The sequence below is a fragment of the Burkholderia sp. Bp9142 genome, from assembly GCF_003853415.1.
Taxonomy (GTDB): Bacteria; Pseudomonadota; Gammaproteobacteria; order Burkholderiales; family Burkholderiaceae; genus Burkholderia.
Map to the genome: position 1 here is coordinate 46,473 of NZ_QTPP01000023.1, position 22,769 is coordinate 69,241.

The window sequence follows — 22,769 nt, forward strand, 5'->3', positions numbered from 1 at the left end:
TGATGCTCCATTGGGGGTGAATGATGCGAACGGATCGTGATGCGACGTGCGCCGTGGACGGCGCATCCGGCAACGATACCGGAAGTCGGCTGCGCGGTGGTCGCATGCGGTTCCCGCGAAGCCGAAAATGACGTCACGCCTTCCTGATCAGCAGCTTCAGCGACACGGACAACGCGGCGGACACCGCGAGAATCGCCGCCATCGCCCAGATCCCGGCAGCGAACGAGCCGGTCGACTGCTTCAGGAAGCCGACGAGGTAGGGGCCGGCAAAGCCGCCGAGCGTACCGATCGAGTTGATGAAGGCGAGCCCGCCCGCTGCCGCGACGCCGGTCAGAAAGCGTGTCGGAATCGTCCAGAAGATTGCGCGGGCAGAACTGACCGCGACCACCGCGAGGCTGAGGCCGACCATCTCCAGCACCACGCCGTTTGCGACGGCCGACAGCGCGAGACCGAGCCCACCCAACAGGCATGCGCTGCACAGATGGAATATCTTGCGGCCGCTGCGGTCAACCGCGCGCGCCCAGATCATCATTCCAGCCACCGCGGCGATATACGGCACGGTCGACAGCAACCCGATGGATGCGAGGCTGAGCCCGTGACTCTTCAGGATGATCGGCAGCCAGATGCCGACGCCGTACGAACCGAGTACGAAGCCGAACTGGATCGCCGCGAGGAGCAGCACGCGGCCGTCCTTCAGCGCGGCGAACAGCGCCTTCTTCGGCTTCTCGCGCGGTTCCTCGGCGAGCATCGCGACGAGTTCGCTGCGCTCGTCGGACGTGAGCCAGTACGCATCCTTCGGATCGTCGCGCAGCCAGACGAGCACCGCGATGCCGATGAGTACCGCGGGGAGGCCCTGCACGATGAACATCCACTGCCAGCCGTGCAGCCCGGCGACGCCATTCAGGCTCAGCAGCGCCGCCGACATCGGGCCGCCGACGACCGACGACAGCGGCACGCCGAGCATGAACAGCGCCAGCACGCGCACGCGGTACTGCGCGGGGAACCAGCATGCGAGAAAGAACGTGACGCCCGGGAAGAAGCCGGCCTCGGCAATGCCGAGCAGCAGGCGCAGCACGTAGAAGCTGGCCGGCCCCTGCGCGAGCGCCGTCGCGGTTGCCGCGATGCCCCAGGTGATCATGATCCGAGCGAGCCAGCGGCGCGCCCCGTAGCGGTACAGCGCGAGGTTGCTCGGGATCTCGAACAGGCAATAGCCGGCAAACAGGATGCCCGCGCCCCAGCCGAACTGCGTCGGGGTCAGCCCGAGCTCGTGGTTCATCGTGAGTGCGGCGAAGCCGACGCTCGTGCGGTCAATATAGTTGAAGACGAACGCGAGCGTCAGCAGCGGCAGCAGGCGCCACGCGTTCTTGCGCAGTGCACGCTGCCGGACGGCTTGCCGGTTCGCGTCGGGAACGGATGCCGTGTCAATCGTCATTGATTCGGAATGCATGATCGATTCTTCGACGATCCCGACGTGCACAGGCGCAGCGCTGCCGGGCGAGATGCGCCATCGCATGCGCATCGGCCCGGTCGCGGCGATCGTCGAATGTGTCTCCGGTGTGTTGTCGTCAGGGCCGCGGTCGTACGGCCCGCTCGGCTTCCCGTTGGCTCAGGCGGCGCGCAGTGCGTGGGCGACCTGCTTGCCGAACGCGTTGCAGCCAATCGTGCCGCCGAGATCCGCGGTGCGCGTGTCGGGGTTCGTGAGCACCGCATCGACGGCTGCGTCGATCGCATCGGCCGCGGCGATGAACGCCGGCTTGCTCCGGTGTTCGCCGATCCAGCGCATCAGCATGCCGACCGACAGGATCATCGACGTCGGGTTCGCCTTGTCCTGGTTCTGGATGTCGGGCGCGGAGCCGTGTTGTGCCTGCGCGCAGCACAGGTCATCGCCGGCCATGATCGAGCCGCCGAGACCGAGGCTGCCGGACAGTTCGGCGGCGAGGTCGCTGAGGATGTCGCCGTAGAAGTTCGTCGCGACGAGCACGTCGAAGCGTTCCGGCGCGCGGACCAGATGCGCCGTCGACGCGTCCACGAGCAGGTCGTTGAGCTCGACTTCCGGGAAGTCCTTCGCCACGTGCCGCACGGATTCGAGGAACAGGCCGTCGGTCATGTGGAAGCTGTTCGCTTTGTGGATCGCCGTCACTTTCTTCTTGCGCTTCATCGCGAGTTCGAATGCGCGGCGCGCGATCCGCTCGCTGCAGTGGCGCGTGATCTTGCGCACCGACAGCGCCATGTCCGGCGACGGCATCATCTCGCCCCAGCCGAGGTGCATGTTGCGGTCCGGGTAGAAGCCTTCGGTGGCCTCGCGCATGATCACGAGGTCCATCTGCTTGCCCTCACGCATGTTCGACGTGAGGAACGGCCGCGTGCGCGACGGCCGCACGTTCGCATACAGGTCGAGATCGCAGCGGAACGCGGCCGACACGTTGCGTCCGCCCTGCGCGGGCGGCGGGTAGTCGGCGTGGGAGATCGTGCCGAGAATCAGGCCGTCGTAGCTCTTGGCTTTTTCCAGCACGTCGGGGCGCAGCGTCGTGCCGTGCTTGTCGAGGCTCGCGAAGCCGACGTCTTCGTAGTCGTACTGGAGGCCGAGATCGAACAGGCGATCAGATTTGTCAAGAACGTCGATCGATGCCGCGATGATTTCGGGGCCGATGCCGTCGCCGGGGAGAACGAGGATGCGCATGATGATTCGATCCGGTTATTTCGAGGAAGTCTGGTGTTCGGCCGATACGGCCCGCGTCTCGCCGCCGTCGGCGAGCGTGCGCGTGGCGTCGGTGCGTGCGTAGATCCACAGGATCTTCATCGGCGCCGTCTTCGACACGTTGCGGAAGCGGTGCGGCACGTTCGGCGGAATGAACGTGGTGTCGAGCGGCTTGAGCCGGTATTCGAGCCCGTCGATGTCGAGGATCGCGTCGCCTTCGACGAGCACGACGCTTTCCTGGCAGTTGTGGCTGTGAAACGGAATTTCGACGCCCGGCGCGAACGACGTGTAGCCGGTGATGAAGCTGTCCGAGCCGACGGACTTGCCGACCAGCGGCATGGTGCTCGCGCCGCCGCCGCGATCGTAGGTCGGCAGGTTGTCAGGTTGCAGCAGCGCTGCGCCCGAAGGCGTCATGATCGTCATGAAGGACTCCTGAGTCGAATCGTAAATTCAGCGGGCCGGACCGAACCAGACCGTCTTGATGTTGGTGAATTCGCGAATGCCGGCAGCACCGAGCTCGCGGCCGTAGCCGGATTGCTTGATCCCGCCGAACGGCAGCCGCGCATCCGATGCGACCAGGCCGTTGACGAACACCGCGCCCGCTTCGATCCGGCGCACGAGCTGGCGCGCGGCGTCGAGGTCGGTGGTCCACAGCGCGGCGCCGAGCCCGAATTCCGTCGCGTTCGCGAGCGAGATCGCCTGCTCGATGCCGTCGACGCGCAGGATCGCGGCCACCGGGCCGAACGTCTCCTCGCACGCGGCGGCCATGTCCGGCGCGACGTGGTCGAGCACCGTCGGCGCGTAGAAGAAGCCGGGGCCGGGCAGCGGCTCGCCGCCTGCCTTCAGTACTGCACCGGCCTCGACGGTCCGCTCGACCTGGCGATGCAGTTCGTCGCGCAGGTTCGCGCGCGCCATCGGTCCGATCGTGGTGTCGCGTTGGGTCGGATCGCCCACTTTCAGTTGCGCGACGCCGGCACAGAACAGCTCGACGAAGCGATCTGCGATCTTCTGGTCGACGATGAAGCGCTTCGACGAGATGCAGCTTTGGCCGGTGTTCGAGAAACGGGCCTTCACCGCGGCCTTCGCGGCCGCCTCGACATCGGCGTCGGCGAGCACGATGAACGGATCGGAGCCGCCGAGCTCGAGCACCTGCTTCTTCATCGCGCGCCCGGCCTGCGACGCAACTAGTTTGCCGACCGCAGTCGAGCCCGTCAGCGTGACCGCCGCGATGCGCGGATCGTCGATCAGTCGAGCGACGTGGTCCGGCTCGATCAGCAGAGACGCGACGAGGCCGGCCGGCACGTCCGCGTCGGCGAATACCGCGTTGATCGCCAGCGCGCATTGCGGCACGTTGCCGGCGTGCTTCAGGATCGCACCGTTGCCCGCGCACAGCGCGGGCGCCGCGAAACGGATGAACTGCCACAGCGGGTAGTTCCACGGCATGATCGCGAGCACGACGCCGAGCGGGTCGTACACGACGAAGCTCTCGCTCGCGTTGCTCGCGACGGCTTCGTCGCCGAGATACTGCGCCGCGTGTTCGGCGTAGAAGTGGCACGTCCACGCGGACTTGTCGACTTCGGCTTCCGCTTCGGCGATCGGCTTGCCCATTTCCAGCGTGATCAGCGCGGCGAGCTCGGTCTTGCGGCGCAGCAGCACGTCGCCGATGCGTGCGACGGTCGCGGCGCGCACGGCGAGCGGTTCGCGCGCCCAGCGACGTTGCGCGGTGCTCGCGTCGGCAAGTGCCTGCTCGATTCGCGCGGGCGAGTCGGCGTCGAAGGTGGCCACGATGGTTTCCGTGGCGGGATTCAAGGTGCGAAACATGGTGTTCGTGTCCGTGTTCGTGGAGAGGAAGGGTTCAGGTGGCCGGTCGTTCGGCGAAGCGATAGAGCCGCGCTGGGTTGTCGACGAGGATCCGCTGACGCAGCGCCGCGGCATCCGTCCATCCCAGCAACTGGTTCAGCGCGCCGCCGGCGTCTTCGCGGCCAAACGGTTCGATGCGCGTGAGATCGCCGTCGCGGCTGCTGGCGCTGCCGGTGTGCGGCCAGTCCGACGCCCACAGCATCCGATCGGGGCGCGCGTCGATCAGCGCGCGTGCGATCGGCGCGAGATCGTCGAACTGCGGCGCCTGCCGCGATGCGCGGTACGGCGCGGACAGCTTCACGTACGCGTTGCCGTGCTTCACGAGATCGACGACGGTCGCGAACGCGGCCTGCTGGCCAAGCAGCTTGTCGGCGCGCGCGCCCGCGAAATGGTCGAGCACGACGGGGGCGTCGAGTCGGGTGATGTCTGACGCGAGACCCGCGACGACGTCCAGGTCCGCATAGATCTGGACTGCCCATCCGAGCGGCGCGACCACATCGGACGCGCGCCGCAACTGGGCCGACGCCACGGACAGGTCGCGCTCGCCGCGCACCTGCAGGTTCAGCCGGATGCCACGCACGCCCTGGTCATGCAGCGCCTGTAGTTCGGCATGCGTTGCGGTGTGAGGATCGATGACCGCGACGCCGCGTGCGCGATGCAGCCCGAGTTCCCGCAGGCCCGCGAGCAGGGCTGCGTTGTCGGTGCCGTACACGCTCGGCTGGACCAGCACGATCCGCTCGATCCCGAGCCGCGACTCGAACGCGAGCAGGTCGGCGACGCGTGCGCTCCCCGGCGTGTACGAGCGGTTCGGCGCGAACGGGAAGCGCGCCGCGTCGAACAGGTGCACGTGGCAGTCGCAACTTCCCGACGGCAGCGCCGCGAGTGGGCGAGTCGGGTAGTCCTGCGGATCGACGTTCATCGCTGCTCCCGCGCTGTCGGATGACGAGGCGGCCGAACCCGCGCGTGACAGCGCAAGGCCGCCGATTGCCGCGAGACTTGCGCCGAGTAGTTGCCTGCGCTGCACATGGATCTCCTTGAACGATGTGCTGGTTGGAATGGTTGGTATTTTACGAACTCAAAAGACCATGTAAAGTGTTTTTTGATGTTTCAAAGTACCGGCGAGGGTAAACGCCGATTCCTGGGTCTATTCGATGTGGACGGGGAGATTTCCAGAAATTCGCCAGCTAAGGGACGATGTGTCGCTCGTTTTGTCGCTGCCTACATGGTGGGATTTGTGGTCTGGTGTAGTCGCATAAGACCATGTGGTGGCTGTGGTACGATGCGGTCGTCTTTCGTGATCCGATTCGCCATGACCCGCGCTCTCGCCGACGTGCTCGCGTCGAACATTCATCAGCACATTTCCAATTCCGGCATGGCGCCCGGCACGCGTTTGCCGGAGCGTTCGCTGGCGGAGCAGTTCAACGTGTCGCGCTCGCCGGTGCGCGAGGCGCTGAAGCGGCTGGCCGCTCGCGCGGTCGTGATGCCGCATCCCGACGGCGGTTATGCGGTCGCCGAAAGCGCTGCGCCGCTCGACGCGGTCGATTCACCGGAGCTGGCGGACACCGCCGCGGACGAAGACACCTACCTGTCGATCGCGGAGGACCGGCTCGCCGGCAAGCTCCCCGATCGCGTGACCGAGAACGAGCTGATGCGCCGCTACGGCGTGACGCGCGCGCAGTTGAACGCGATCCTGCGCCGGATGGTGCAGGAGGGATGGATCGAACGACGGCCGGGGCACGGCTGGATGTTCCAGTCGGTGCTGACGTCCGCAGAGACCTATCGACAGGGTTACCGGTACCGGCTTCTGATCGAGGCGGCGGGGATCCTCGAGCCGACGTTCCGCGTCGACCGCGATGCGCTGATGCGCTGCCGCGTCGAGCAGGAAGCGCTCGCGAACGGCGGCGCGCGCACCGCGTCGCCGGCCGCGCTGTTCGATGCGAACAGCCGGCTGCATGAGACGATCGCCGCGTGTTCGGGCAATGTCTTCATCCTCGACGGCCTGCGTCGTCTCGACCGGTTGCGTCGCCTGATGGAGTACCGCAAAGCGGTCGATCGCGACCAGGCGGAGCGTCGATGTCGCGAACACCTGACGCTGATCGATCTGTTGATCACCGATCAGCGCGAGGCGGCGGCCGATTTCATGAAGTTGCATCTGCACAACGCGGTGCGGGAGAAGACTTCCGGTTGATATGTGCCGCCAAGTATTGAGGTCCAGCGCAGATCTTTAGCGCAAATGCGCTCGCGCAATCACGCCGACTCGGCGTCGGGCTCCTTCTCCGCGCGCATGCGGCCGCGCTCTAGTAAGGACGTTTCAGGCGGCGTGATCGGTGTCAGTTCGCCAAGCACAAGCGTCCGCGCTTCCTCTCCTTCAACACCCAAGCCCCGCAGAATTGCTGCCACGATTTGTTCGGGCTCTTCAGCCATTTCACCGTTGTCGGTGAAGCGTTGGATTGTGGTCAGCGCGATTCCGGCGATCACGTCGAGCGCCAGCTCGACCGTGACGCCCTGGAACCTGCCGGCCGCCAGTCCTTGCTGGATGTGGACCGGTAGGTACACGTATATCAGGCTGCTGGGGCCGGCGGCATGCAGGCCGGCCGCTGAAATGAACCGGGCCAGCAGTGGATAGGCGCGTGCGGCATGAAGAAACATCCGCACGCCGCACGCGATTCTTCGGGCCGGATCTTCGTACGCGCCTACTTCCGTCTCGATCAGGCGAAGCAACTCATTGTTGAGTTCCTGTGTCACCGCCTCGAGTAGTTCCTCGTTCGTTCGGAAGTAGTTGTAGAAGGTGCCCTGCGACACATCGGCTGCCGCAATGACGTCCTGGATGACACTGGCACCGACCCCTTTTTCTGCAAAAACCAGCATCGCGCTTTCGATCAGCCGCGCACGCATCCGCTCGCGGCGTTGGGCCGCCACGCGGGTCCGATGGTCAATGGTCGTGGATTCACTCATGTGCCGATTATATGGTGCGGACGAGGGGCGTCAGAGTCATCGGTAGGTAAAAACGATAGTATTGTCATAATGACAACTATCTCATTACAATGAATCAACCCTCGCGAAATCAGGAGCAATCGACGCCATGGATATCCCGTCCATCACGCATGCAATGAACCAGCGCACCGTTCGGGTCGGCGCCCGGCGAATCTTTCTAGCGGAAGCGGGCGAAGGGCCCGCCGTCCTGATGCTGCATGGTGGCGGACCGGGTGCATCGGGTGTGTCGAATTACGCGCGCAACATTGAAGCGCTTGCTCGTCATTACCGGGTGCTGGTGCCGGATATGCCCGGATACGGCAAGTCGACCAAGGGTGTCGATCGCAGCGATCCATTCGGCGACTTGGCTGCGAGCATGCTCGGGTTGCTCGATGCGCTCGGCGTCCGACATGCGCATGCGATCGGGAATTCGCTCGGGGGGGCCTGCGCGTTGCGCATGGCGCTAGAGCGGCCCAATGCGATCGATCGACTGGTGCTGATGGGGCCGGGCGGCGTCAATACGACGCGGCAGATTCCGACTCCTGGCCTCAAGCGTTTGCTGAACTACTACAAGGGCTCCGGCCCGAGCCTCGAGAAACTCACTGAGTTCATTCGAGGTGATCTGGTCTTCGACGGTAACCTCGTGCCGGAAGCTGTGATCCAGGAGCGCTTTCAGGCCAGTATCGACCCGGAGGTCGTCGCGAGCCCCCCGCTGCTTGGCCCGAAGGGTATTCCAAAGTTCAGCAAGATCGACTTCACGCGAGACGCGCGACTGGCGTCGGTGCGCAATCCGACACTCGTGTTGTGGGGAGCTGACGATAAGGTCAACCGTCCAAGCGGCGCGCGTGCGCTCCAGCAACGCATGCCGAACTGCGACTCATATATGTTCAGCAATACCGGTCACTGGGTTCAATGGGAGCGGGCGAACGAATTCAATGCCGCCGTGCTGGCGTTCCTGGCGCAGAGCGATGCCAAGGCACGCGCAGCCGCGTCTCGATAAGCGGAGTGTGATGTCATGCCTACTATCGTTAGTCCGCGGCCAACCATAAACAGCCTGTTCGGCCGGGTGCGAATGGGCTACCTGCTGGCCGAATCGGTCCGGCTTCGCGAATGGTCGACGTTCGCGTCCGAGGGGCTTGGTCTGCATGTCGATACATCCGATACGCGGGTCGTCGCATGCCGAATTGATGCGCATCAGCGCCGCCTGATTATTCGCGACGGCGCAGCGGAAGACGTCATTGCGATCGGATGGCAACTGGATGACGAGGCTGCGCTCGAGCTTGCCATCGCACGCATGTCCGCACGGGGGATTCGCGTCGCCGAAGGGAGCCGCGATGAGGCCGCGATGCGTGGCGTGGAGCGGTTCTGGTACTTCGCGGGTCCGAAGAAACTGCGCACCGAACTGTTCACGACCGCAGTTTTTGGCGAACAACCTCTGCAAATGAAGGCTACGGGTTTCGTGACCGGCGCTTCCGGGATGGGGCACGTCGCCGTGACGACCCGGCAACCCGAAGTGATGCAGACGTTTTGGAAGGAGGTGTTCGATGCGCGCCTGTCCGACGAAATTGAAGACAAGATCGACGGTCTGAACCTCGATTTCGCCTTCCTGCGATTCAACGAACGACACCATTCGTTCGCGACTGCATCGACGCGCGGCATTCGCCTGAATCCGCTGCGCACGCAGATTCACCACATGAATCTCCAGTGCGCGTCGATCGACGATGTGACGCAGGCCTATCTGCGGTGCCGTGCGATGGGTTATCCAATCGCCAATGCGATCGGCCAGCATCCAAACGATCGCGAACTTTCTTTCTATGTCGAGACGCCATCGGGTTTCGAGATTGAACTCGGATGGAATCCAATCGTCGTCGACGAGCGGACGTGGCGGCCGACGGTTTATCAGGGCATCAGTCTGTGGGGGCATCGTCCCGAAAACCTCAACCTGGGAGTTAGGCTCGGCCGTGTTCGTCGCGCGCTCGCTTCCCTGGTGCGTCCGGAATTTTCTGTACAAGGAGAGCAGTCATGAACGGAACGCATCCGAATGATGCGTGCGATGTCGCGATCGTAGGATTGGGACCGACCGGCCTCATCCTCGCGCACATGCTTGGCCAGGCCGGTCACCAAGTCGTCGTGCTCGAACGTGAACCCGTGTTCTACGGCAACGCACGAGCCGTCTATACAGACGACGAGTGCATGCGGATCTTTCAGCATCTCAATGTGGTTGACGAGGTGCAGTCGCGGATGATGATGGAGACACCGGTCCAACTCGTTCGACGCGACGGCACGCCGCTTACTCAGTACATGCCGCGGAAGCGGCCATTCGGCTGGCCGGTGATCAACTTCTTTTACCAGCCTTACCTGGAGACGACGCTGGCCGAGACGCTCGCACGTTACCCCAACGTCGAGGTGCGCCGCGGCCGAGAGGTTGTCGATTTCGTACAGGACACTGACAGTGTGAGCGTTACGCATCAGACGACACGTGAAGCGCGGTTCAGTGACAGTACTGACGCCCTCGCGCGCGTGGATGGCGACTCCGATATCAGGACGCTACGGGCGCGCTATCTAGTGGGCGCCGATGGAGGCCGGAGCATCGTTCGCACGAAGCTTGGCATCGAGATGTCCGGCAAGAGCTTTCCGGAACCGTGGCTCGTGGTGGACCTCGAACGCAAGCCGGGAACCGACGCGTTGCGTCACCTGCCGTATTTCAATTTTGTCGTTGATCCGAAGCTGCCAGTCGTGAGCTGTGTTCAGCCGGGTAAATTCCACCGGTTCGAATTCATGCTGATGCCGGGTGAAACGAAGGAAAACATGGAGCGACCGGAAACGGTCAGGAAATATCTTTCTATGTTTGTCGACCCCGACCAGTTCGTGGTCAAGCGCAAACTCGTCTATACGTTCAACGCGCTTATCGCGTCGAAGTGGCGGGTCGGACGCGTGCTGCTCGGCGGCGATGCCGCCCACATGACGCCGCAGTTCATGGGGCAGGGTGCAAGTTCGGGCGTTCGCGATGCCTACAACCTCGGCTGGAAGCTCGACCTTGTATTGCGGGGCCTCGCGGGCGAGGCGTTGCTCGACACGTACCAGTCGGAACGACATGCACATGCGAAGGCAATGATCGATACGTCCGTCCTTCTCAAGGACGTCGTGTCGGCGCGCAGTCTGTCCGCAACGCTGCTGCGGGACGCCTCGCTCGGCATCATTCGCGCCATTCCGCCGCTCAGGCGCTGGTTTCAGGAGGGCGGCTTCAAGCCGATGCCCGTTTATCGAAAGAACGCCTACTTGGGTTTGCCGCGTCGTCACCGGCGTGGCCCCGAGGGGGCGTTGGTTCCACAACCCGAGGTGCGTCTTTTTAACGGCGACCGGAGAAAACTGGATGATCTGCTCGGCCATGGTTTTGCGCTGATCGGACTGAACGTCGATCCATCCCGTTGCATGAATGATGTGTCGCGGGCGACCCTCAGTGCACTCTCGGCCCGCAGCGTCACGATGTACCCATACGGCGGCCGCCCGCAGGGGCTCGAGAGTGTCAATCGGGACAACACGATCGGGGTCGCTGAAGTCGAGGATATCGGAGGGGAGATGATCGCGTGGTTCGGGAAGGCAGGTTTCAGAACGGAAGCCGTTGCCATTTTGAGACCCGACCGTTTCGCGTTTGCTGTCGTTCCCGTCGGCGAACTCGACCAGACGATTCGGCAGCTTCGAGATCAACTCGGATTCCGATCAGGAGCGGGCGATGAATTCGCCCGCACTTCAAAGACCTCGCCGGCCGTCGCCCGAGCGGCTTGATCCACGATTTCAGGTTTCCCCTTCCATGTCCCATTCATTCGACCAAGCAGCCGTTCAGGCGGCTGCGAACGCACTGCGTAATGCACGCGAAACACGCACGCCGATCGACCCGATCGCCGCGCGGTTCGGCATTGCCGGTCTCGAAGCGGCGTATGCCGTCGCGGAACTCAATACAGCTGTCCGGGTCGCCGATGGCCGGAGAATCATCGGCAAGAAGGTTGGTCTGACGTCGGTTGCGGTACAGCAGCAATTGCGGGTCGATCAGCCCGATTTCGGCGTGCTGTTCGATGACATGGAATATCTGGATGGCGATGAGGTGCCGCTGAGCCGACTGATGCAACCGAAGATCGAGGCGGAAGTGGCGTTCGTCGTCGGGCGAGACATAGCAGATGAAGCGCCGAGTTATGGGCAAGTGCTTTCGGCACTCGCCTATGCACTGCCCGCACTGGAAATCGTCGACAGCGCGATCTCGGATTGGCGGATCGCACTCGAGGATACGGTCGCTGACAACGCATCCTGCGGTCTCTACGTGCTCGGGAATCAGCCAGTCTCACTCGGAGGAATTTCCCTTGGGGAACTTGGCATGTCGATGACTCGCCACGGACAGACCGTTTCGACCGGAACGGGTACAGCATGCCTTGGTCATCCGGTACGTGCGGTGTACTGGCTGGCCCGAATGATGGCGCAGCGCGGGCAAATCCTGCGTGAGGGCGACGTGATTCTATCGGGCGCGCTGGGTCCGATGGTCCCAGTTGTTGCAGGAGACGCGATTCATGCGCAGATCGGCGCGCTGGGCAGTGTTAGCTGCCGTATCGGACGAGGGCTGGATCGATGAGCAAGAAATTGAAAGTCGCCATTATCGGCAGCGGGAATATCGGCACCGATTTGATGATCAAGATCCTGCGCCACGGCATCCATCTCGAGATGGGCGCGATGGTGGGGATCGACGCGGCATCGGACGGACTGCAGCGGGCGGCGCGCCTGGGCGTTGCGACGACGCATGAGGGTGTCGAAGGACTTACTCGCATGCCGGTGTTCAGCGAAATCGATATCGTTTTTGACGCGACGTCGGCCACGGCACATACGCATAACGATGCATTCCTGCGCACCGTCAAACCCGGTATTCGCGTCGTGGACTTGACGCCGGCGGCGATCGGGCCGTACTGCATTCCGGTTGTGAACGGAGAACACCGGCTCGATGAGCTAAATGTCAACATGGTGACTTGCGGTGGTCAAGCCACCATTCCCATGGTCGCTGCGGTATCGCGGGTCGCGAAAGTGCACTACGGCGAGATCGTCGCATCCATCTCGAGCAAGAGTGCTGGGCCGGGCACGCGTGCCAACATCGATGAATTCACCGAGACGACGTCACGGGCAATCGAAGTGGTAGGTGGCGCGGTCAAAGGGAAGGCAATCATCGTGCTCAATCCGGCCGAGCCGCCGCTGATGATGCGCGATACGGTGTACACGCTCAGCGATTTTGCCGACGAACGGGAGATCGCGGACTCGGTGACGGCGATGGCGGAAGCCGTTCGGTCGTACGTACCCGGGTATCGCCTGAAGCAACGTGTTCAGTTCGATCGCATCGAGGCAGACAGGCCAATCCGGATACCCGGCGTCGGCGAACGGATGGTCGGCCTCAAGACCTCGATTCTTCTCGAGGTGGAGGGCGCCGCGCACTACCTGCCGTCTTATGCAGGCAACCTCGACATCATGACGAGTGCAGCTAAGGCAACGGCAGAACGGGTCGCGGCCCGTCTAGTGGCCAATCAACAGTGAGTTCCGACCTGATGGACAAGAAGCTCTATATCTCGGACGTGACGTTGCGCGACGGCAGTCATGCAATTCGTCATCAGTATAGCCTCGCGCAAGCCAGACAGATCGCTGCGGCGCTCGATGCGGCCGGTGTGGATTCGATCGAAGTCGCGCATGGCGACGGACTCCAAGGCGGCAGCTTCAATTACGGGTTCGGCGCGCATACCGACGTTGAATGGATTGAAGCCGTGGCTAGTGCCGTCACGCATGCGAAGGTCGCGACACTGCTGCTACCAGGAATCGGCACGGTACACGACCTGAGAGCTGCATACGATGCCGGTGCGCGAATCGTTCGTGTCGCCACCCACTGCACCGAAGCCGATATTTCCCGCCAGCATATCGAGTATGCGCGGGAACTCGGGATGGAGGCCGTGGGTTTCCTCATGATGAGCCACATGCAGGCCCCTCGAGCGCTGGCCGAACAGGCAAGGCTGATGGAGAGCTATGGTGCCACCTGCTGCTACGTGGTGGATTCCGGTGGTGCGATGAACATGAATGACATCCGCGACCGGATGCGGGCATTCAAGGACACGCTGAAGGCAGAAACGCAGACGGGCATCCACGCGCATCACAACTTGAGCCTCGGTGTCGCGAATTCGATTGTCGCGGTGGAAGAGGGCTGCGACCGGATCGATGCAAGCCTCGCTGGCATGGGCGCTGGCGCCGGAAATGCACCGCTTGAGGTATTCGTCGCGGCCGCGAGCCGTCTGGGTTGGCGACACGGCGCCGACATCTACCGTCTGATGGACGCGGCGGATGACATCGTGCGACCGCTCCAGGATCGTCCGGTGCGCGTGGATCGCGAGACGCTCGCACTGGGCTACGCCGGCGTGTATTCGAGCTTCCTGCGTCACGCGGAACGGGCCGCGGCGAAGTACGGCCTCAAAACAGTGGACATACTCGTCGAGCTCGGCCGCCGCGGAATGGTCGGCGGCCAAGAGGACATGATCGTTGACGTCGCACTGGATCTTTTGAGGGAATCCGTATAGCGGCATAGGTTCATGCAGCCCGCTCACGCGGGCGGCGCGATCGGACAGGCGCGCGCCAACGATCGATCATGAACACACGAACAATAAAAATAATTTGTAGTGCATATCTAATGGTAAATGATTGGAGAATCAGATGAACCGTATCGATGTTCATCACCACTTCGTGCCACCGGTCTATCAGGCAGCCATGTCCAGGCATGGTCTGAAAAAGGTTGCGGGCGCTGAGTTGCCGGCATGGAGCGAACATGCGTCGCTGGACGTGATGGATGCGAATGCGATTCGGGTCGCATTGCTGTCGATCTCGGCTCCGGGTGTCTATTTCGGAAACCTTGAAGATGCATGTTCGCTTGCTCGTGCGTGCAACGAATACGCTGCTGAATTGCGTGAGCGGTACCCTGATCGTTTCGGCTCATTTGCCGTGCTGCCGATGCCGTTTACCGAGCACGCATGCAAAGAGGCCATCCATGCGCTCGACGTACTGAAAGCCGACGGCATCGTCCTACTCGGCAGTACGGAAGGCCGGTTCCTGGGTTCGTCCGAATTCGACGAGTTGATGGCGGAACTCGACCGCCGGCGTGCGGTCGTGTTCGTGCATCCCAACTTGCATCGGTCGAGCGAGGAGCTCGGACTAATCGCGCCCGGTTTCCTGATCGAGTTCCTGTGCGACACGACACGGGCGGCCCTGAACCTGATCCTGACCGGGACGATCGAACGTTACCCGAATATCCGCTGGATTCTCGCGCACGCGGGTGGCTTTCTTCCGTACGTCGCGTGGAGACTCTCCCTCGCCAATCTGCTTCCAGAGTTCGTATCGGCCATGCCAGCCGGGATGCTGACCTACATCCGTCGATTCTATTTCGATACCGCGCTTTCGCCCGCTGCGTTTCCGCAGGCGGCGCTGCGTGAACTGGTCGGCCCGTCGCAAATCCTGTTCGGAAGCGACTTCCCGTTTGCGCCCGCACCGGCGACGGCAATGCAATGCGACGCCCTTGAGCATTCTCCCATCTGGCATGCCGACGCGCGTTTGGAGATCGATACCGGAAATGCACTTCGGTTGTTTTCCCGCTTGGGTGGAGCGGTTGCCAGCGCGCCGACGCGCGAGGTCGGGCCACTGATATCACTGAGGCGGGCCGCCGTTGGCGCGAGCGTCCGACTGATCGACCGGCTCAGGAATCGCTGAGCACTGTCGGCCCCACAAAAACAGAAGCGCCCTTATCACAACATTCGGAGACGTCATGAAGCGTACGAGCGCGGCAATTCTCTTGTCGATCGCGGCTATTCCCGCAGCACATGCGCAATCGGCAGGGCAATGGATGATTAATGCCGGCTGGCTGCACCTTGCCCCCCAGGATTCCAGTCAGCCGATGACGGTCAATGCGCTCGGTCACTCGAGCACGGTCGCGGGAAGCGGCGCCAGCGTGTCGGATGCCGATACGCCTGCCTTCACGGCAACCTATTTCATCACGGATCATATTGCGCTAGAGACGATACTGGGTGTTCCGCCGAAGCTGCATCTCAACGGTACCGGGACGCTCGCGGGACTCGGAGAGCTCGGGACGGCACACGCGTGGAGCCCAACGATCCTTGCACAATACCATTTTGGTGAACCGTCAGCACGTTTCCGGCCCTATGTCGGCGCGGGTGGAGCGTACGTCTGGTTCAAGGGCATCGACTTGAGCAACCAGGTTGCAACTGGCCAATTCCTCTATTCGCCGACGCTCGGCACGCGCCTTGAAGGGCCGACTTCTGTCTCGCTCAGTAAGTCGTTTGCGCCGATAGTCAATGCAGGGCTGACGTACAACATCGATTCGCACTGGTCAGTCGGCGTGTCGGCTGCATACGTGTGGCTGTCCACAAAAGCTACGCTCACGACACGTTCCCCGGTCGGTACCGTCACGAGCACGACGAAAGTGAAGATCAATCCGATCATCACTTTCGTGTCGCTTGGCTATCGCTTCTGACAGAAGCCGTGCGTTTGAGGGAACATCCGCGCTCTGGCGAGCTTTTTACTCGGGTGCGGACTCCACTGCCACGTTTGGTAGCGGCAGATTCGCAATTTGAATCGCCTCGTCACGCGAAATACCTAGCGTCTGCAGCACCGCTGCTGCAGCGCGTTCCGCGAATCGATCCCTGCTGTAGCCGATCGCAGCGAGTATGTCCGGGGCCGATTCGTCGCCCGCGCCGAAATTCAGTTCGGCGGCAATTGCCACAAGCACCGTTCCGCCGACCGAAACGAGTGCCATCAATGGATCGTCCACGCCGAAGCGGCCTGCGTGGATTCCCTTTTGCAGATCACGCTCGAGTCGGGGGCCTAAACCTCGTGTCAGTATTCGGGCAGACAAGCCCTCGCGGATCAGGAAACGCCCCCAGACCCGCTCGCGCCGCGCGCGCAGAAGCGTGTGCCGGACGGACACAGCAATCACTTCTGCTGGATCGGTCAGGTTGGCACCGAGACGATCCAACGTATCGGCGAATTCGTCGAACACCCACTCGGACAATGCAGCGTGAATCGCTTCCTTTGATTCGAAGTGGTTATAGAAGGAGCCGAACCCGACGTCTGCCGCTTCGGTGATTTCATTGATCGCCACGCCCTCCATGCCTTTTTCCGCCATCAGCCGCAGTGCGGCTTCAAGTAGCCGCAACCGAGTTTCGCGTTTGCGCCGCGCGCCGCGAGGTTCGCGTGCCGGGGGGGATTTGTCGGCCGTGACCTCAGCAGGCGAGGTGCCGGTCTTCCGGGATAAAGCATTCGACATAGGGTATTCCGCCAGATTGGATCTGGTTTGGAGTATACGTTCAAACATCATAATTGACAAAATTATCAATCATGACTTTAATGTCATGTAAGCGGCGAATCACTGTCGCGGTCTGTGTCGAACGGAGACGGAGCGATGGTGGCAGCGGGTTCAGCAATCGGGATGGGGCGGGACGGTGGCGACGTCGGCACGGCGGGTGCGGGGGCTTGTGCGCTACCGTCGAGCGTCGATGTGTTGGTCGTGGGATGCGGGCCCGTGGGCGCGACGATCGCTAACCTGCTGGGGCGCGATGGCGTCCGCGTGCTGGTGATCGACAAGGCCACGGGGATATTCACGGCACCGCGCGCGATCGCGCTGGACAACGAGGCGCTGCGCATTCTGCAGCTCGCCGGAGTCGCCGATACCGACTTCGAGACCGTTGCAATCCCGTACGTGCGCATGAGGTCGCCTTGGCTCGGCGAATTCGGGCGAGTCAACACGCTCGGCAGTCTCGACGGCCACCCAAAGCTGGTCACCTTCTACCAGCCCGATCTCGAGCGTTGTCTGCGAGCGCGGCTCGCCGCCTGCGATACGGTGCAGACTGCATTCGGTACGACGCTCGCCGGGCTCGATCAGCAGCGCGACCATGTCATTGCGGTGCTGGAAACTGCGGAGTCGAATCGTCATCACGTGCGCGCACGCTACGTCGTCGGCGTTGATGGCGCGAGCTCGCTCGTACGGCAACTAATCGGCCAGGCGTTCGACGGCAAGACGTTCGCGGAAGACTGGCTGATCGTCGATGCGCGCCACGTGCGCAAGCCGATCGATCACGTCGAATTCATCTGCGATCACCGTCGGCCGACGCCGCATATGACGGCGCCCGGAGCGCGCGAGCGCTGGGAATTCATGCTGCGTCCCGGTGAAAAGCGTGCCGAGATGGAGTCCGATACCCGTATTCGCCAATTGCTCGCCCCATGGGGCGGCCTTGACGACATGGAGATCGAGCGCAAGGCCGTCTATCGCTTCCACGCCAGGACGGTAAAGGCATTCAGCCAGGGGCGCGTGTTTCTTGCCGGCGACGCCGCGCATATCACGCCGCCGTTTGTCGGGCAGGGGCTCGTTGCGGGCTTGCGCGACGCCGCGAACCTGTGCTGGAAGCTCGCATCGGTGATTCAGGGACGTGCCGCGCCACGCATTCTCGATACGTACGATCAGGAGCGGCGTCCACACGTGACGGCGATGATCGGCCTCGCGAAATTGATGGGCAAGCTGGTGATGCCGCGCAATGTGGGCGTCGCGTTGGCGACGCATGGCCTGATGCGGCTGATGCGGCTCGTACCGCCACTGCGTGTGCATTTCGACGAACTCGGCATCAAGCCGAAGAACGCATTTCGTCGCGGCCTGTTCGTTCCCGGTCGTTCGAAAACGCGACTCGCGCGGGGCGCGGTGCTTCCCCAGGGCTGGGTGCGGGGTCGCGATGGCGACCTTAGGCTGAGCGACGATGCGTTCGGCGCGCGTGTCGTGCTGATCGGGTTCGGCGCCGACGTGGGTGCCATGCTTGATCCGGCGGTGCTTACGGCGTTGAAGGCCGCGGGCGGCGCGGTCGTCCAGATCGCGCATCGAGGGCAGCGCTTGCATCGCGCTGAACGGTGTTGTTGGGAAGATCTCGAAGGGGTCTTCATGCCGCGCGCGGTGCCATTTGGCTGGGCGACGGTGGTGCGACCCGACAAGACGATCCTGCACGACGGTCCCGCGTCCGACGCGAACCGCATCGTACGCGAGGCGCTGTCGCTGATCGGCGCACCGACCGGTGTATCGGCCTCGTCCATTCCGTCCACCCGTCCGTCCGCCTGAGGGTTACGCATGAAGCTCACGACCGCACAACCGGCTCGCCATTCGAATCCGACGACCAAGGCGTCGGCACTGGCCTACCTGTTGTTTGAACGTCCCGATCTCGACCGGGCCGAGAAATTTCTGAACGACTTCGGGCTGCGCACCGTATCGCGGGACAGCGAGTGGATCTTTCTCAGGGGCACCGCGGCGACACCGTTCTGCTATGCGGTGCGATGGGCCGAGAAGCCTCGCTTCGTCGGCTTCGGTCTCGAAGTCGACGGATTGTCGGCGCTCGAAAGGCTGGCATGCGTGCCGGGTGCGTCTGGTATCGAGCGGGCATTGTGGCCGGGTGGTGGCTATCGCGTGCAGCTCGCCGATCCGTCGGGGTTTCGTGTCGACGCGGTCGCCGGACGGGCGCTCGCGGGCGCTTTGTCGCACCGCCCGCCGCTTGCGGTGAATTCCGTGGATGCCGCCGTGCGGATCAATGAGACGCAGCGCCCTCCCGCTGGCCCATCCGAAGTAATTCGCCTTGGGCACGTGGTGCTCGAGCTAGCGGATTTCCAGGCCACATGTGCGTGGTATACGCACCACTTCGGCTTCATTCCGAGCGACGTGCAGGTGCTGCCGGACGGGTCGCCGGCTGTCACCTTCATGCGTCTCGACCTCGGCGCACGACCTGCCGATCACCATACGCTTGCGCTCGCTCAGGGGTTCGCGCCGTTGTACAGCCACAGTGCGTTCGAGTTGGTGGACGCAGACGCGATCGGCGGTGGTCAACGCGTGCTGCGGGAGAGCGGCTGGGAACATGCATGGGGAATCGGCCGGCACATTCTTGGCAGCCAGATATTCGATTACTGGCAGGACCCCTGGGGCGACAAGCACGAACACTATTGTGACGGCGACCTGTTTACGGCCGACATGCCGATGGGTATCCATGCAGTCAGCCGGGAGGCAATGGCGCAGTGGGGGCCTGCTATGCCACGCAGCTTCACGAAGCCGAAGCTGACGCCGTCAAGCATCGCGGCGCTCGTGCGCAATCTGCGCCGAAGCCCCGATTTGACATTCGCGAAATTGCGCACTCTCGCAAAGCTCTTCGCGTGACATTCGATTTCAGACATATTGAGCGAGGCGTTTTCATGGCACTGCATGTTTTACATTACCTGCACGAAGGTCGTGCACGTTGGGGCGTGGTGAGAAGTGGCTGGATCACTCCAATACCAGGCGCGTTCGAGACGACGGCCGCGTTCGTGCGCGCATGCCGCATCGACGATCTGGCTCGCCTGAGTGGTGAAACGATCGCCGAGGCTGACGTCGAGTGGCTGTCGCCCGTCACGCGCAACCAGCAGTTCGTCTGCCAGGGTGCGAACTACCGGCAACACATGATCGAGTCCGGGATGGATCCGGACGTGAAGGCGTTCAATATGATCTTCACGAAAGCGCCCGGCTGTATCGTGCCGGCGAACGCGGACGTGGTGCGGCCCGTGCACGTGCGTTTTCTCGACTACGAGATCGAGCTGGGGCTCGTCCTCAGGCGCGACATCACGTCACGCGAAAAGATTGCCGCCAGCAATCTGCACGAGTACGTCGCCGGCGCCGTTATCGTCAACGACTATTCGGCACGCGACGTCCAGATTCCGCAGATGCAGTTCTACAAAGGCAAAAGTTATCGGACCTTCGGCCCGGTCGGTCCGTATCTGTGCCTGCTCGACGCGCGCGATATGGCGCAATTGCGCAACCTGGAGCTGACTCTGAGCGTCAATGGAGAGGTGCGCCAGAACGATTCGACCGCAAATCTCGTCTATGGTCCGGCCGAGACGCTTGCTGAACTGTCCGGCCTTCACGATTTGCACGCCGGCGATCTGCTCGCGACCGGAACGCCGTCGGGGTGCGCACTCAGCATCCCGTCGCCGGCAAAGCAGCGGGTCGCGGCACTGCTGCCCGAGCCGATGAAATGGCGAATGTTCACGAAGGTGCAGGCCGGCAGGCGCCAGTACCTCAAGCCGGGTGATCTGGTGGAAGCACGGATTGCGAGCCACGACGGTTCGATCGACCTCGGTGTACAACGCAACCGTGTCGTCGACGAGGTCGCATGAACCCGATCGCTACCGAAGCCGACGTCATTGCGATCGAAACGCAGGGGCCACCGGCCGATCTGCCTGCCAGCACCTACGAGATGATCCGTCAGGGGGCGGCGATCGATCCGTCTGCGCCGGCGTTGTCGTTCTTTCTGCGTACGGCCGACCATCGCAAACCGTTGCGCTGGACCTATGCGGAACTGCTGCGCGACATCACGCGAACCGCGAACCTGTTCGCGCGTCTCGACATCGACCGCCAGTCGGTCGTGGCCTACGTGCTGCCGAATCTGCCGGAAACGCATTTCGTGATCTGGGGCGGCGAGGCCGCAGGCATCGTCTGTGCGATCAACCCATTGCTGGAAGGGGCCGCGATCGCATCGCTGCTGAACGCCGCCGGCGCCCGGGTACTGGTTACGCTGGCGCCGTTCCCGGGCACGGACCTTTGGCCGAAGATCCAGCCAGTGCTGGAGCAGGTGCCGTCGTTGCGGCATCTGTTGCTCGTCGATCTCGCGGGGCAGGTGCGAGGCTGGCGCGGTCTTGCCGCACGAGTCATGCAGCGCCGCGAATGTCGGCGACTTCACGGGCGCAACGATGTGCGCGGTGCCGTGCCAGCACACATCGAGATTCACGATTTCGCGACGTCGATTGCTCGAGAATCGGGCGCGTCGCTGGGGAGCCGTCGCGAATTTGATGCGAACGACTTGTCATCGTTCTTCTGCACCGGCGGGACGACGGGTTTGCCGAAGATCGCGATGCGGCGACACGGCAACGAAGTTGCCAATGCATGGAGCATGGGGCAGGTCCTGGGTACCGGTATCGGCCCCGGCAAGACGCTGTTTTGCGGTCTACCGCTGTTTCACGTGAACGCGGCGATGGTCACGGGGCTCGTCCCTTTCTCGCGTGGCGCTCATGTCGTGCTCGGCACGCCGCAAGGTTATCGCGGCGATGGTGTGATCTCCCGCTTCTGGGAAATCGTCGAGCATCACCGGATCAACTTCTTCAGCGCCGTGCCGACGCTGTATTCGACGCTGCTCGACGTGCCGGTCGAGGGCCGCAACATTCGTTCGCTGGAGTACGGGTTATGCGGCGCGGCGCCGATGCCTGTCGAGGTGTTTCGCACGTTCCAGGCGCGTACTGGTGTGCGCGTCCTTGAAGGCTACGGGCTGACCGAGGGCGCGTGCGTCAGCAGCGTCAACCCGCCGGCCGGAGAACGCCGGCTCGGGTCGATCGGCCTGCGGATTCCGGGCCAAGCGATGAAAGCCGTGATCGTGGATGACCGCGGCGCTTACGTACGGGACTGCGCGGAAGGCGAGACCGGGCTGCTGTTGATCTCGGGGCCGAACGTATTTGCCGGTTATACGCAACCCGCACAAAACGAAGGCCTATGGCTCGACCTCGGCGACGGTGCGCGCTGGCTCAATACAGGCGATCTGGCGCGGCGCGATGCAGAAGGCTATTTCTGGATGACTGGACGGCGAAAGGAACTAATCATTCGCGGCGGCCACAACATCGATCCAGCCACGATCGAGGAGCCGCTGCATCGCCACCCCGCCGTGCAGATCGCGGCGGCGGTCGGGAGGCCAGACACTCACGCGGGGGAATTGCCGGTCGCCTACGTGCAATTGAAGGCGGGTATGCGCGCAACCGAGGACGAACTGGTTGCTTTCATGCGGGAATCCATCGGCGAACGGGCAGCGTTGCCCAAACGCATCCATATCGTCGATGCAATACCGCTAACGGCTGTAGGTAAGACTTTCAAGCCGGAGTTGAAGCGACGCGAGACTCTCGACGCCGTCCGGGATGCGCTAGCCGCAAATGGGATCAATCCCGTAGAGCTGAGTATTAGCGAAGATGGCTCGCTATGTCTCTCTCTATTTGAAGAATCGAACGCTGGACAGACGAAATCGATTCTCGGACGCTTCCCGTTTCGTTTTTCGATAACTGCGGCTGGGTCAGGCGTGGATCTGACGAGTAGGACCGAATGATGCCGGCCGCCTTTCGCTGCACC

General features: G+C 63.0%; 20 protein-coding genes. 13 read left to right on the forward strand and 7 right to left on the reverse strand.

Features of this window, described 5'->3' with window-relative positions:
* Nucleotides 1–133: 133 nt before the first annotated feature.
* The 5 genes from DIE22_RS23700 to DIE22_RS23720 all read right to left on the reverse strand — a co-directional run bounded on the left by DIE22_RS23700 (nucleotide 134) and on the right by DIE22_RS23720 (nucleotide 5,477).
* Nucleotides 134–1,432 carry an MFS transporter gene (locus tag DIE22_RS23700; RefSeq protein ID WP_124606234.1) on the reverse strand — a complete coding sequence of 433 codons (1,299 nt, stop codon included), beginning with the start codon at nucleotides 1,430–1,432 and terminating at the stop codon, nucleotides 134–136.
* A 174-nt stretch (nucleotides 1,433–1,606) separates the two neighbouring features.
* Entirely contained in the window at nucleotides 1,607–2,680 is a 1,074-nt protein-coding gene (locus DIE22_RS23705) for an isocitrate/isopropylmalate dehydrogenase family protein (protein ID WP_124606216.1), read from the reverse strand.
* A gap of 15 nt (nucleotides 2,681–2,695) precedes the next feature.
* Entirely contained in the window at nucleotides 2,696–3,121 is a 426-nt protein-coding gene (locus DIE22_RS23710) for a cupin domain-containing protein (RefSeq protein ID WP_124606217.1), read from the reverse strand.
* Nucleotides 3,122–3,148: 27 nt separating this feature from the next.
* Nucleotides 3,149–4,519: an NAD-dependent succinate-semialdehyde dehydrogenase gene (locus DIE22_RS23715; RefSeq protein ID WP_124606218.1), complete on the reverse strand. Its 1,371-nt coding sequence runs from the start codon at nucleotides 4,517–4,519 to the stop codon at nucleotides 3,149–3,151.
* Nucleotides 4,520–4,553: 34 nt separating this feature from the next.
* A complete protein-coding gene (locus DIE22_RS23720) occupies nucleotides 4,554–5,477 on the reverse strand; it encodes an amidohydrolase (protein WP_124501089.1) in 924 nt (307 codons plus the stop codon).
* Between the two features lie 183 nt (nucleotides 5,478–5,660).
* On the opposite strand from DIE22_RS23720, the gene DIE22_RS23725 reads away from it, so the two are divergent.
* Nucleotides 5,661–6,746 carry a GntR family transcriptional regulator gene (locus DIE22_RS23725; protein WP_260426744.1) on the forward strand — a complete coding sequence of 362 codons (1,086 nt, stop codon included), beginning with the start codon at nucleotides 5,661–5,663 and terminating at the stop codon, nucleotides 6,744–6,746.
* 59 nt (nucleotides 6,747–6,805) lie between these two features.
* Here DIE22_RS23725 and DIE22_RS23730 read toward each other — a convergent pair whose 3' ends face one another.
* Nucleotides 6,806–7,513: a TetR/AcrR family transcriptional regulator gene (locus DIE22_RS23730; protein WP_124606219.1), complete on the reverse strand. Its 708-nt coding sequence runs from the start codon at nucleotides 7,511–7,513 to the stop codon at nucleotides 6,806–6,808.
* 127 nt (nucleotides 7,514–7,640) lie between these two features.
* On the opposite strand from DIE22_RS23730, the gene DIE22_RS23735 reads away from it, so the two are divergent.
* The 8 genes from DIE22_RS23735 to DIE22_RS23770 all read left to right on the forward strand — a co-directional run bounded on the left by DIE22_RS23735 (nucleotide 7,641) and on the right by DIE22_RS23770 (nucleotide 16,082).
* Complete coding sequence (locus DIE22_RS23735; RefSeq protein ID WP_124606220.1) at nucleotides 7,641–8,531, forward strand: alpha/beta fold hydrolase; 891 nt, start codon at nucleotides 7,641–7,643, stop codon at nucleotides 8,529–8,531.
* 15 nt (nucleotides 8,532–8,546) lie between these two features.
* Complete coding sequence (locus DIE22_RS23740; RefSeq protein ID WP_124606221.1) at nucleotides 8,547–9,557, forward strand: VOC family protein; 1,011 nt, start codon at nucleotides 8,547–8,549, stop codon at nucleotides 9,555–9,557.
* A complete protein-coding gene (locus DIE22_RS23745; RefSeq protein WP_124606222.1) occupies nucleotides 9,554–11,317 on the forward strand; it encodes a bifunctional 3-(3-hydroxy-phenyl)propionate/3-hydroxycinnamic acid hydroxylase in 1,764 nt (587 codons plus the stop codon). Before DIE22_RS23740 ends, DIE22_RS23745 begins: the two co-directional genes overlap by 4 nt.
* A gap of 25 nt (nucleotides 11,318–11,342) precedes the next feature.
* The gene (locus DIE22_RS23750; protein WP_124501094.1) at nucleotides 11,343–12,152 is read left to right on the forward strand and encodes a 2-keto-4-pentenoate hydratase; all 810 of its coding nucleotides are present in this window, start codon (nucleotides 11,343–11,345) and stop codon (nucleotides 12,150–12,152) included.
* Nucleotides 12,149–13,096 carry an acetaldehyde dehydrogenase (acetylating) gene (locus DIE22_RS23755; protein ID WP_124501095.1) on the forward strand — a complete coding sequence of 316 codons (948 nt, stop codon included), beginning with the start codon at nucleotides 12,149–12,151 and terminating at the stop codon, nucleotides 13,094–13,096. The genes DIE22_RS23750 and DIE22_RS23755 overlap by 4 nt, the downstream gene beginning before the upstream one ends.
* An 11-nt stretch (nucleotides 13,097–13,107) precedes the next feature.
* Complete coding sequence (gene dmpG, locus DIE22_RS23760; RefSeq protein WP_124501096.1) at nucleotides 13,108–14,121, forward strand: 4-hydroxy-2-oxovalerate aldolase; 1,014 nt, start codon at nucleotides 13,108–13,110, stop codon at nucleotides 14,119–14,121.
* A 133-nt stretch (nucleotides 14,122–14,254) separates the two neighbouring features.
* The gene (locus DIE22_RS23765; RefSeq protein WP_124501097.1) at nucleotides 14,255–15,301 is read left to right on the forward strand and encodes an amidohydrolase family protein; all 1,047 of its coding nucleotides are present in this window, start codon (nucleotides 14,255–14,257) and stop codon (nucleotides 15,299–15,301) included.
* A 55-nt stretch (nucleotides 15,302–15,356) separates the two neighbouring features.
* On the forward strand, nucleotides 15,357–16,082 hold the full coding sequence (locus DIE22_RS23770) for an OmpW family protein (RefSeq protein ID WP_124501098.1): 726 nt from the start codon (nucleotides 15,357–15,359) through the stop codon (nucleotides 16,080–16,082).
* A gap of 45 nt (nucleotides 16,083–16,127) precedes the next feature.
* On the opposite strand, the gene DIE22_RS23775 is transcribed toward DIE22_RS23770, so the two are convergent.
* Nucleotides 16,128–16,874, reverse strand: coding sequence for a TetR/AcrR family transcriptional regulator (locus DIE22_RS23775; protein WP_124606223.1), 747 nt, complete (start codon nucleotides 16,872–16,874; stop codon nucleotides 16,128–16,130).
* A gap of 162 nt (nucleotides 16,875–17,036) precedes the next feature.
* Here DIE22_RS23775 and DIE22_RS23780 point away from each other — a divergent pair, with 162 nt between their 5' ends.
* The 4 genes from DIE22_RS23780 to DIE22_RS23795 are packed head-to-tail and all read left to right on the forward strand — an operon-like array spanning nucleotide 17,037 to nucleotide 22,746.
* Nucleotides 17,037–18,707: a bifunctional 3-(3-hydroxy-phenyl)propionate/3-hydroxycinnamic acid hydroxylase gene (locus DIE22_RS23780; RefSeq protein WP_124501137.1), complete on the forward strand. Its 1,671-nt coding sequence runs from the start codon at nucleotides 17,037–17,039 to the stop codon at nucleotides 18,705–18,707.
* A 9-nt stretch (nucleotides 18,708–18,716) separates the two neighbouring features.
* Nucleotides 18,717–19,787 (forward strand): VOC family protein, encoded by a 1,071-nt coding sequence (locus DIE22_RS23785; RefSeq protein WP_124501100.1) that lies wholly within the window; start codon nucleotides 18,717–18,719, stop codon nucleotides 19,785–19,787.
* A gap of 35 nt (nucleotides 19,788–19,822) precedes the next feature.
* Entirely contained in the window at nucleotides 19,823–20,779 is a 957-nt protein-coding gene (locus DIE22_RS23790) for a fumarylacetoacetate hydrolase family protein (protein WP_124501101.1), read from the forward strand.
* Complete coding sequence (locus DIE22_RS23795) at nucleotides 20,776–22,746, forward strand: acyl-CoA synthetase (RefSeq protein WP_124501102.1); 1,971 nt, start codon at nucleotides 20,776–20,778, stop codon at nucleotides 22,744–22,746. The genes DIE22_RS23790 and DIE22_RS23795 overlap by 4 nt, the downstream gene beginning before the upstream one ends.
* The last annotated feature ends 23 nt before the right edge of the window (nucleotides 22,747–22,769 follow it).

Excerpts from the sequence above, each read along its gene's own strand:
- DIE22_RS23755 (WP_124501095.1), top strand. The coding sequence starts at position 12,149 with ATGAGCAAGAAATTGAAAGTCGCCATTATCGGCAGCGGGAATATCGGC.
- DIE22_RS23745 (WP_124606222.1), top strand. The coding sequence starts at position 9,554 with ATGAACGGAACGCATCCGAATGATGCGTGCGATGTCGCGATCGTAGGA.
- DIE22_RS23740 (WP_124606221.1), top strand. The coding sequence starts at position 8,547 with ATGCCTACTATCGTTAGTCCGCGGCCAACCATAAACAGCCTGTTCGGC.
- DIE22_RS23765 (WP_124501097.1), top strand. The coding sequence starts at position 14,255 with ATGAACCGTATCGATGTTCATCACCACTTCGTGCCACCGGTCTATCAG.
- DIE22_RS23775 (WP_124606223.1), bottom strand. The coding sequence starts at position 16,874 with ATGTCGAATGCTTTATCCCGGAAGACCGGCACCTCGCCTGCTGAGGTC.
- DIE22_RS23735 (WP_124606220.1), top strand. The coding sequence starts at position 7,641 with ATGGATATCCCGTCCATCACGCATGCAATGAACCAGCGCACCGTTCGG.
- DIE22_RS23705 (WP_124606216.1), bottom strand. The coding sequence starts at position 2,680 with ATGCGCATCCTCGTTCTCCCCGGCGACGGCATCGGCCCCGAAATCATC.
- DIE22_RS23725 (WP_260426744.1), top strand. The coding sequence starts at position 5,661 with ATGTTTCAAAGTACCGGCGAGGGTAAACGCCGATTCCTGGGTCTATTC.
- DIE22_RS23790 (WP_124501101.1), top strand. The coding sequence starts at position 19,823 with ATGGCACTGCATGTTTTACATTACCTGCACGAAGGTCGTGCACGTTGG.
- DIE22_RS23750 (WP_124501094.1), top strand. The coding sequence starts at position 11,343 with ATGTCCCATTCATTCGACCAAGCAGCCGTTCAGGCGGCTGCGAACGCA.
- DIE22_RS23730 (WP_124606219.1), bottom strand. The coding sequence starts at position 7,513 with ATGAGTGAATCCACGACCATTGACCATCGGACCCGCGTGGCGGCCCAA.
- DIE22_RS23785 (WP_124501100.1), top strand. The coding sequence starts at position 18,717 with ATGAAGCTCACGACCGCACAACCGGCTCGCCATTCGAATCCGACGACC.
- DIE22_RS23715 (WP_124606218.1), bottom strand. The coding sequence starts at position 4,519 with ATGTTTCGCACCTTGAATCCCGCCACGGAAACCATCGTGGCCACCTTC.
- dmpG (WP_124501096.1), top strand. The coding sequence starts at position 13,108 with ATGGACAAGAAGCTCTATATCTCGGACGTGACGTTGCGCGACGGCAGT.
- DIE22_RS23710 (WP_124606217.1), bottom strand. The coding sequence starts at position 3,121 with ATGACGATCATGACGCCTTCGGGCGCAGCGCTGCTGCAACCTGACAAC.
- DIE22_RS23780 (WP_124501137.1), top strand. The coding sequence starts at position 17,037 with ATGGGGCGGGACGGTGGCGACGTCGGCACGGCGGGTGCGGGGGCTTGT.
- DIE22_RS23770 (WP_124501098.1), top strand. The coding sequence starts at position 15,357 with ATGAAGCGTACGAGCGCGGCAATTCTCTTGTCGATCGCGGCTATTCCC.
- DIE22_RS23795 (WP_124501102.1), top strand. The coding sequence starts at position 20,776 with ATGAACCCGATCGCTACCGAAGCCGACGTCATTGCGATCGAAACGCAG.
- DIE22_RS23700 (WP_124606234.1), bottom strand. The coding sequence starts at position 1,432 with ATGACGATTGACACGGCATCCGTTCCCGACGCGAACCGGCAAGCCGTC.
- DIE22_RS23720 (WP_124501089.1), bottom strand. The coding sequence starts at position 5,477 with ATGAACGTCGATCCGCAGGACTACCCGACTCGCCCACTCGCGGCGCTG.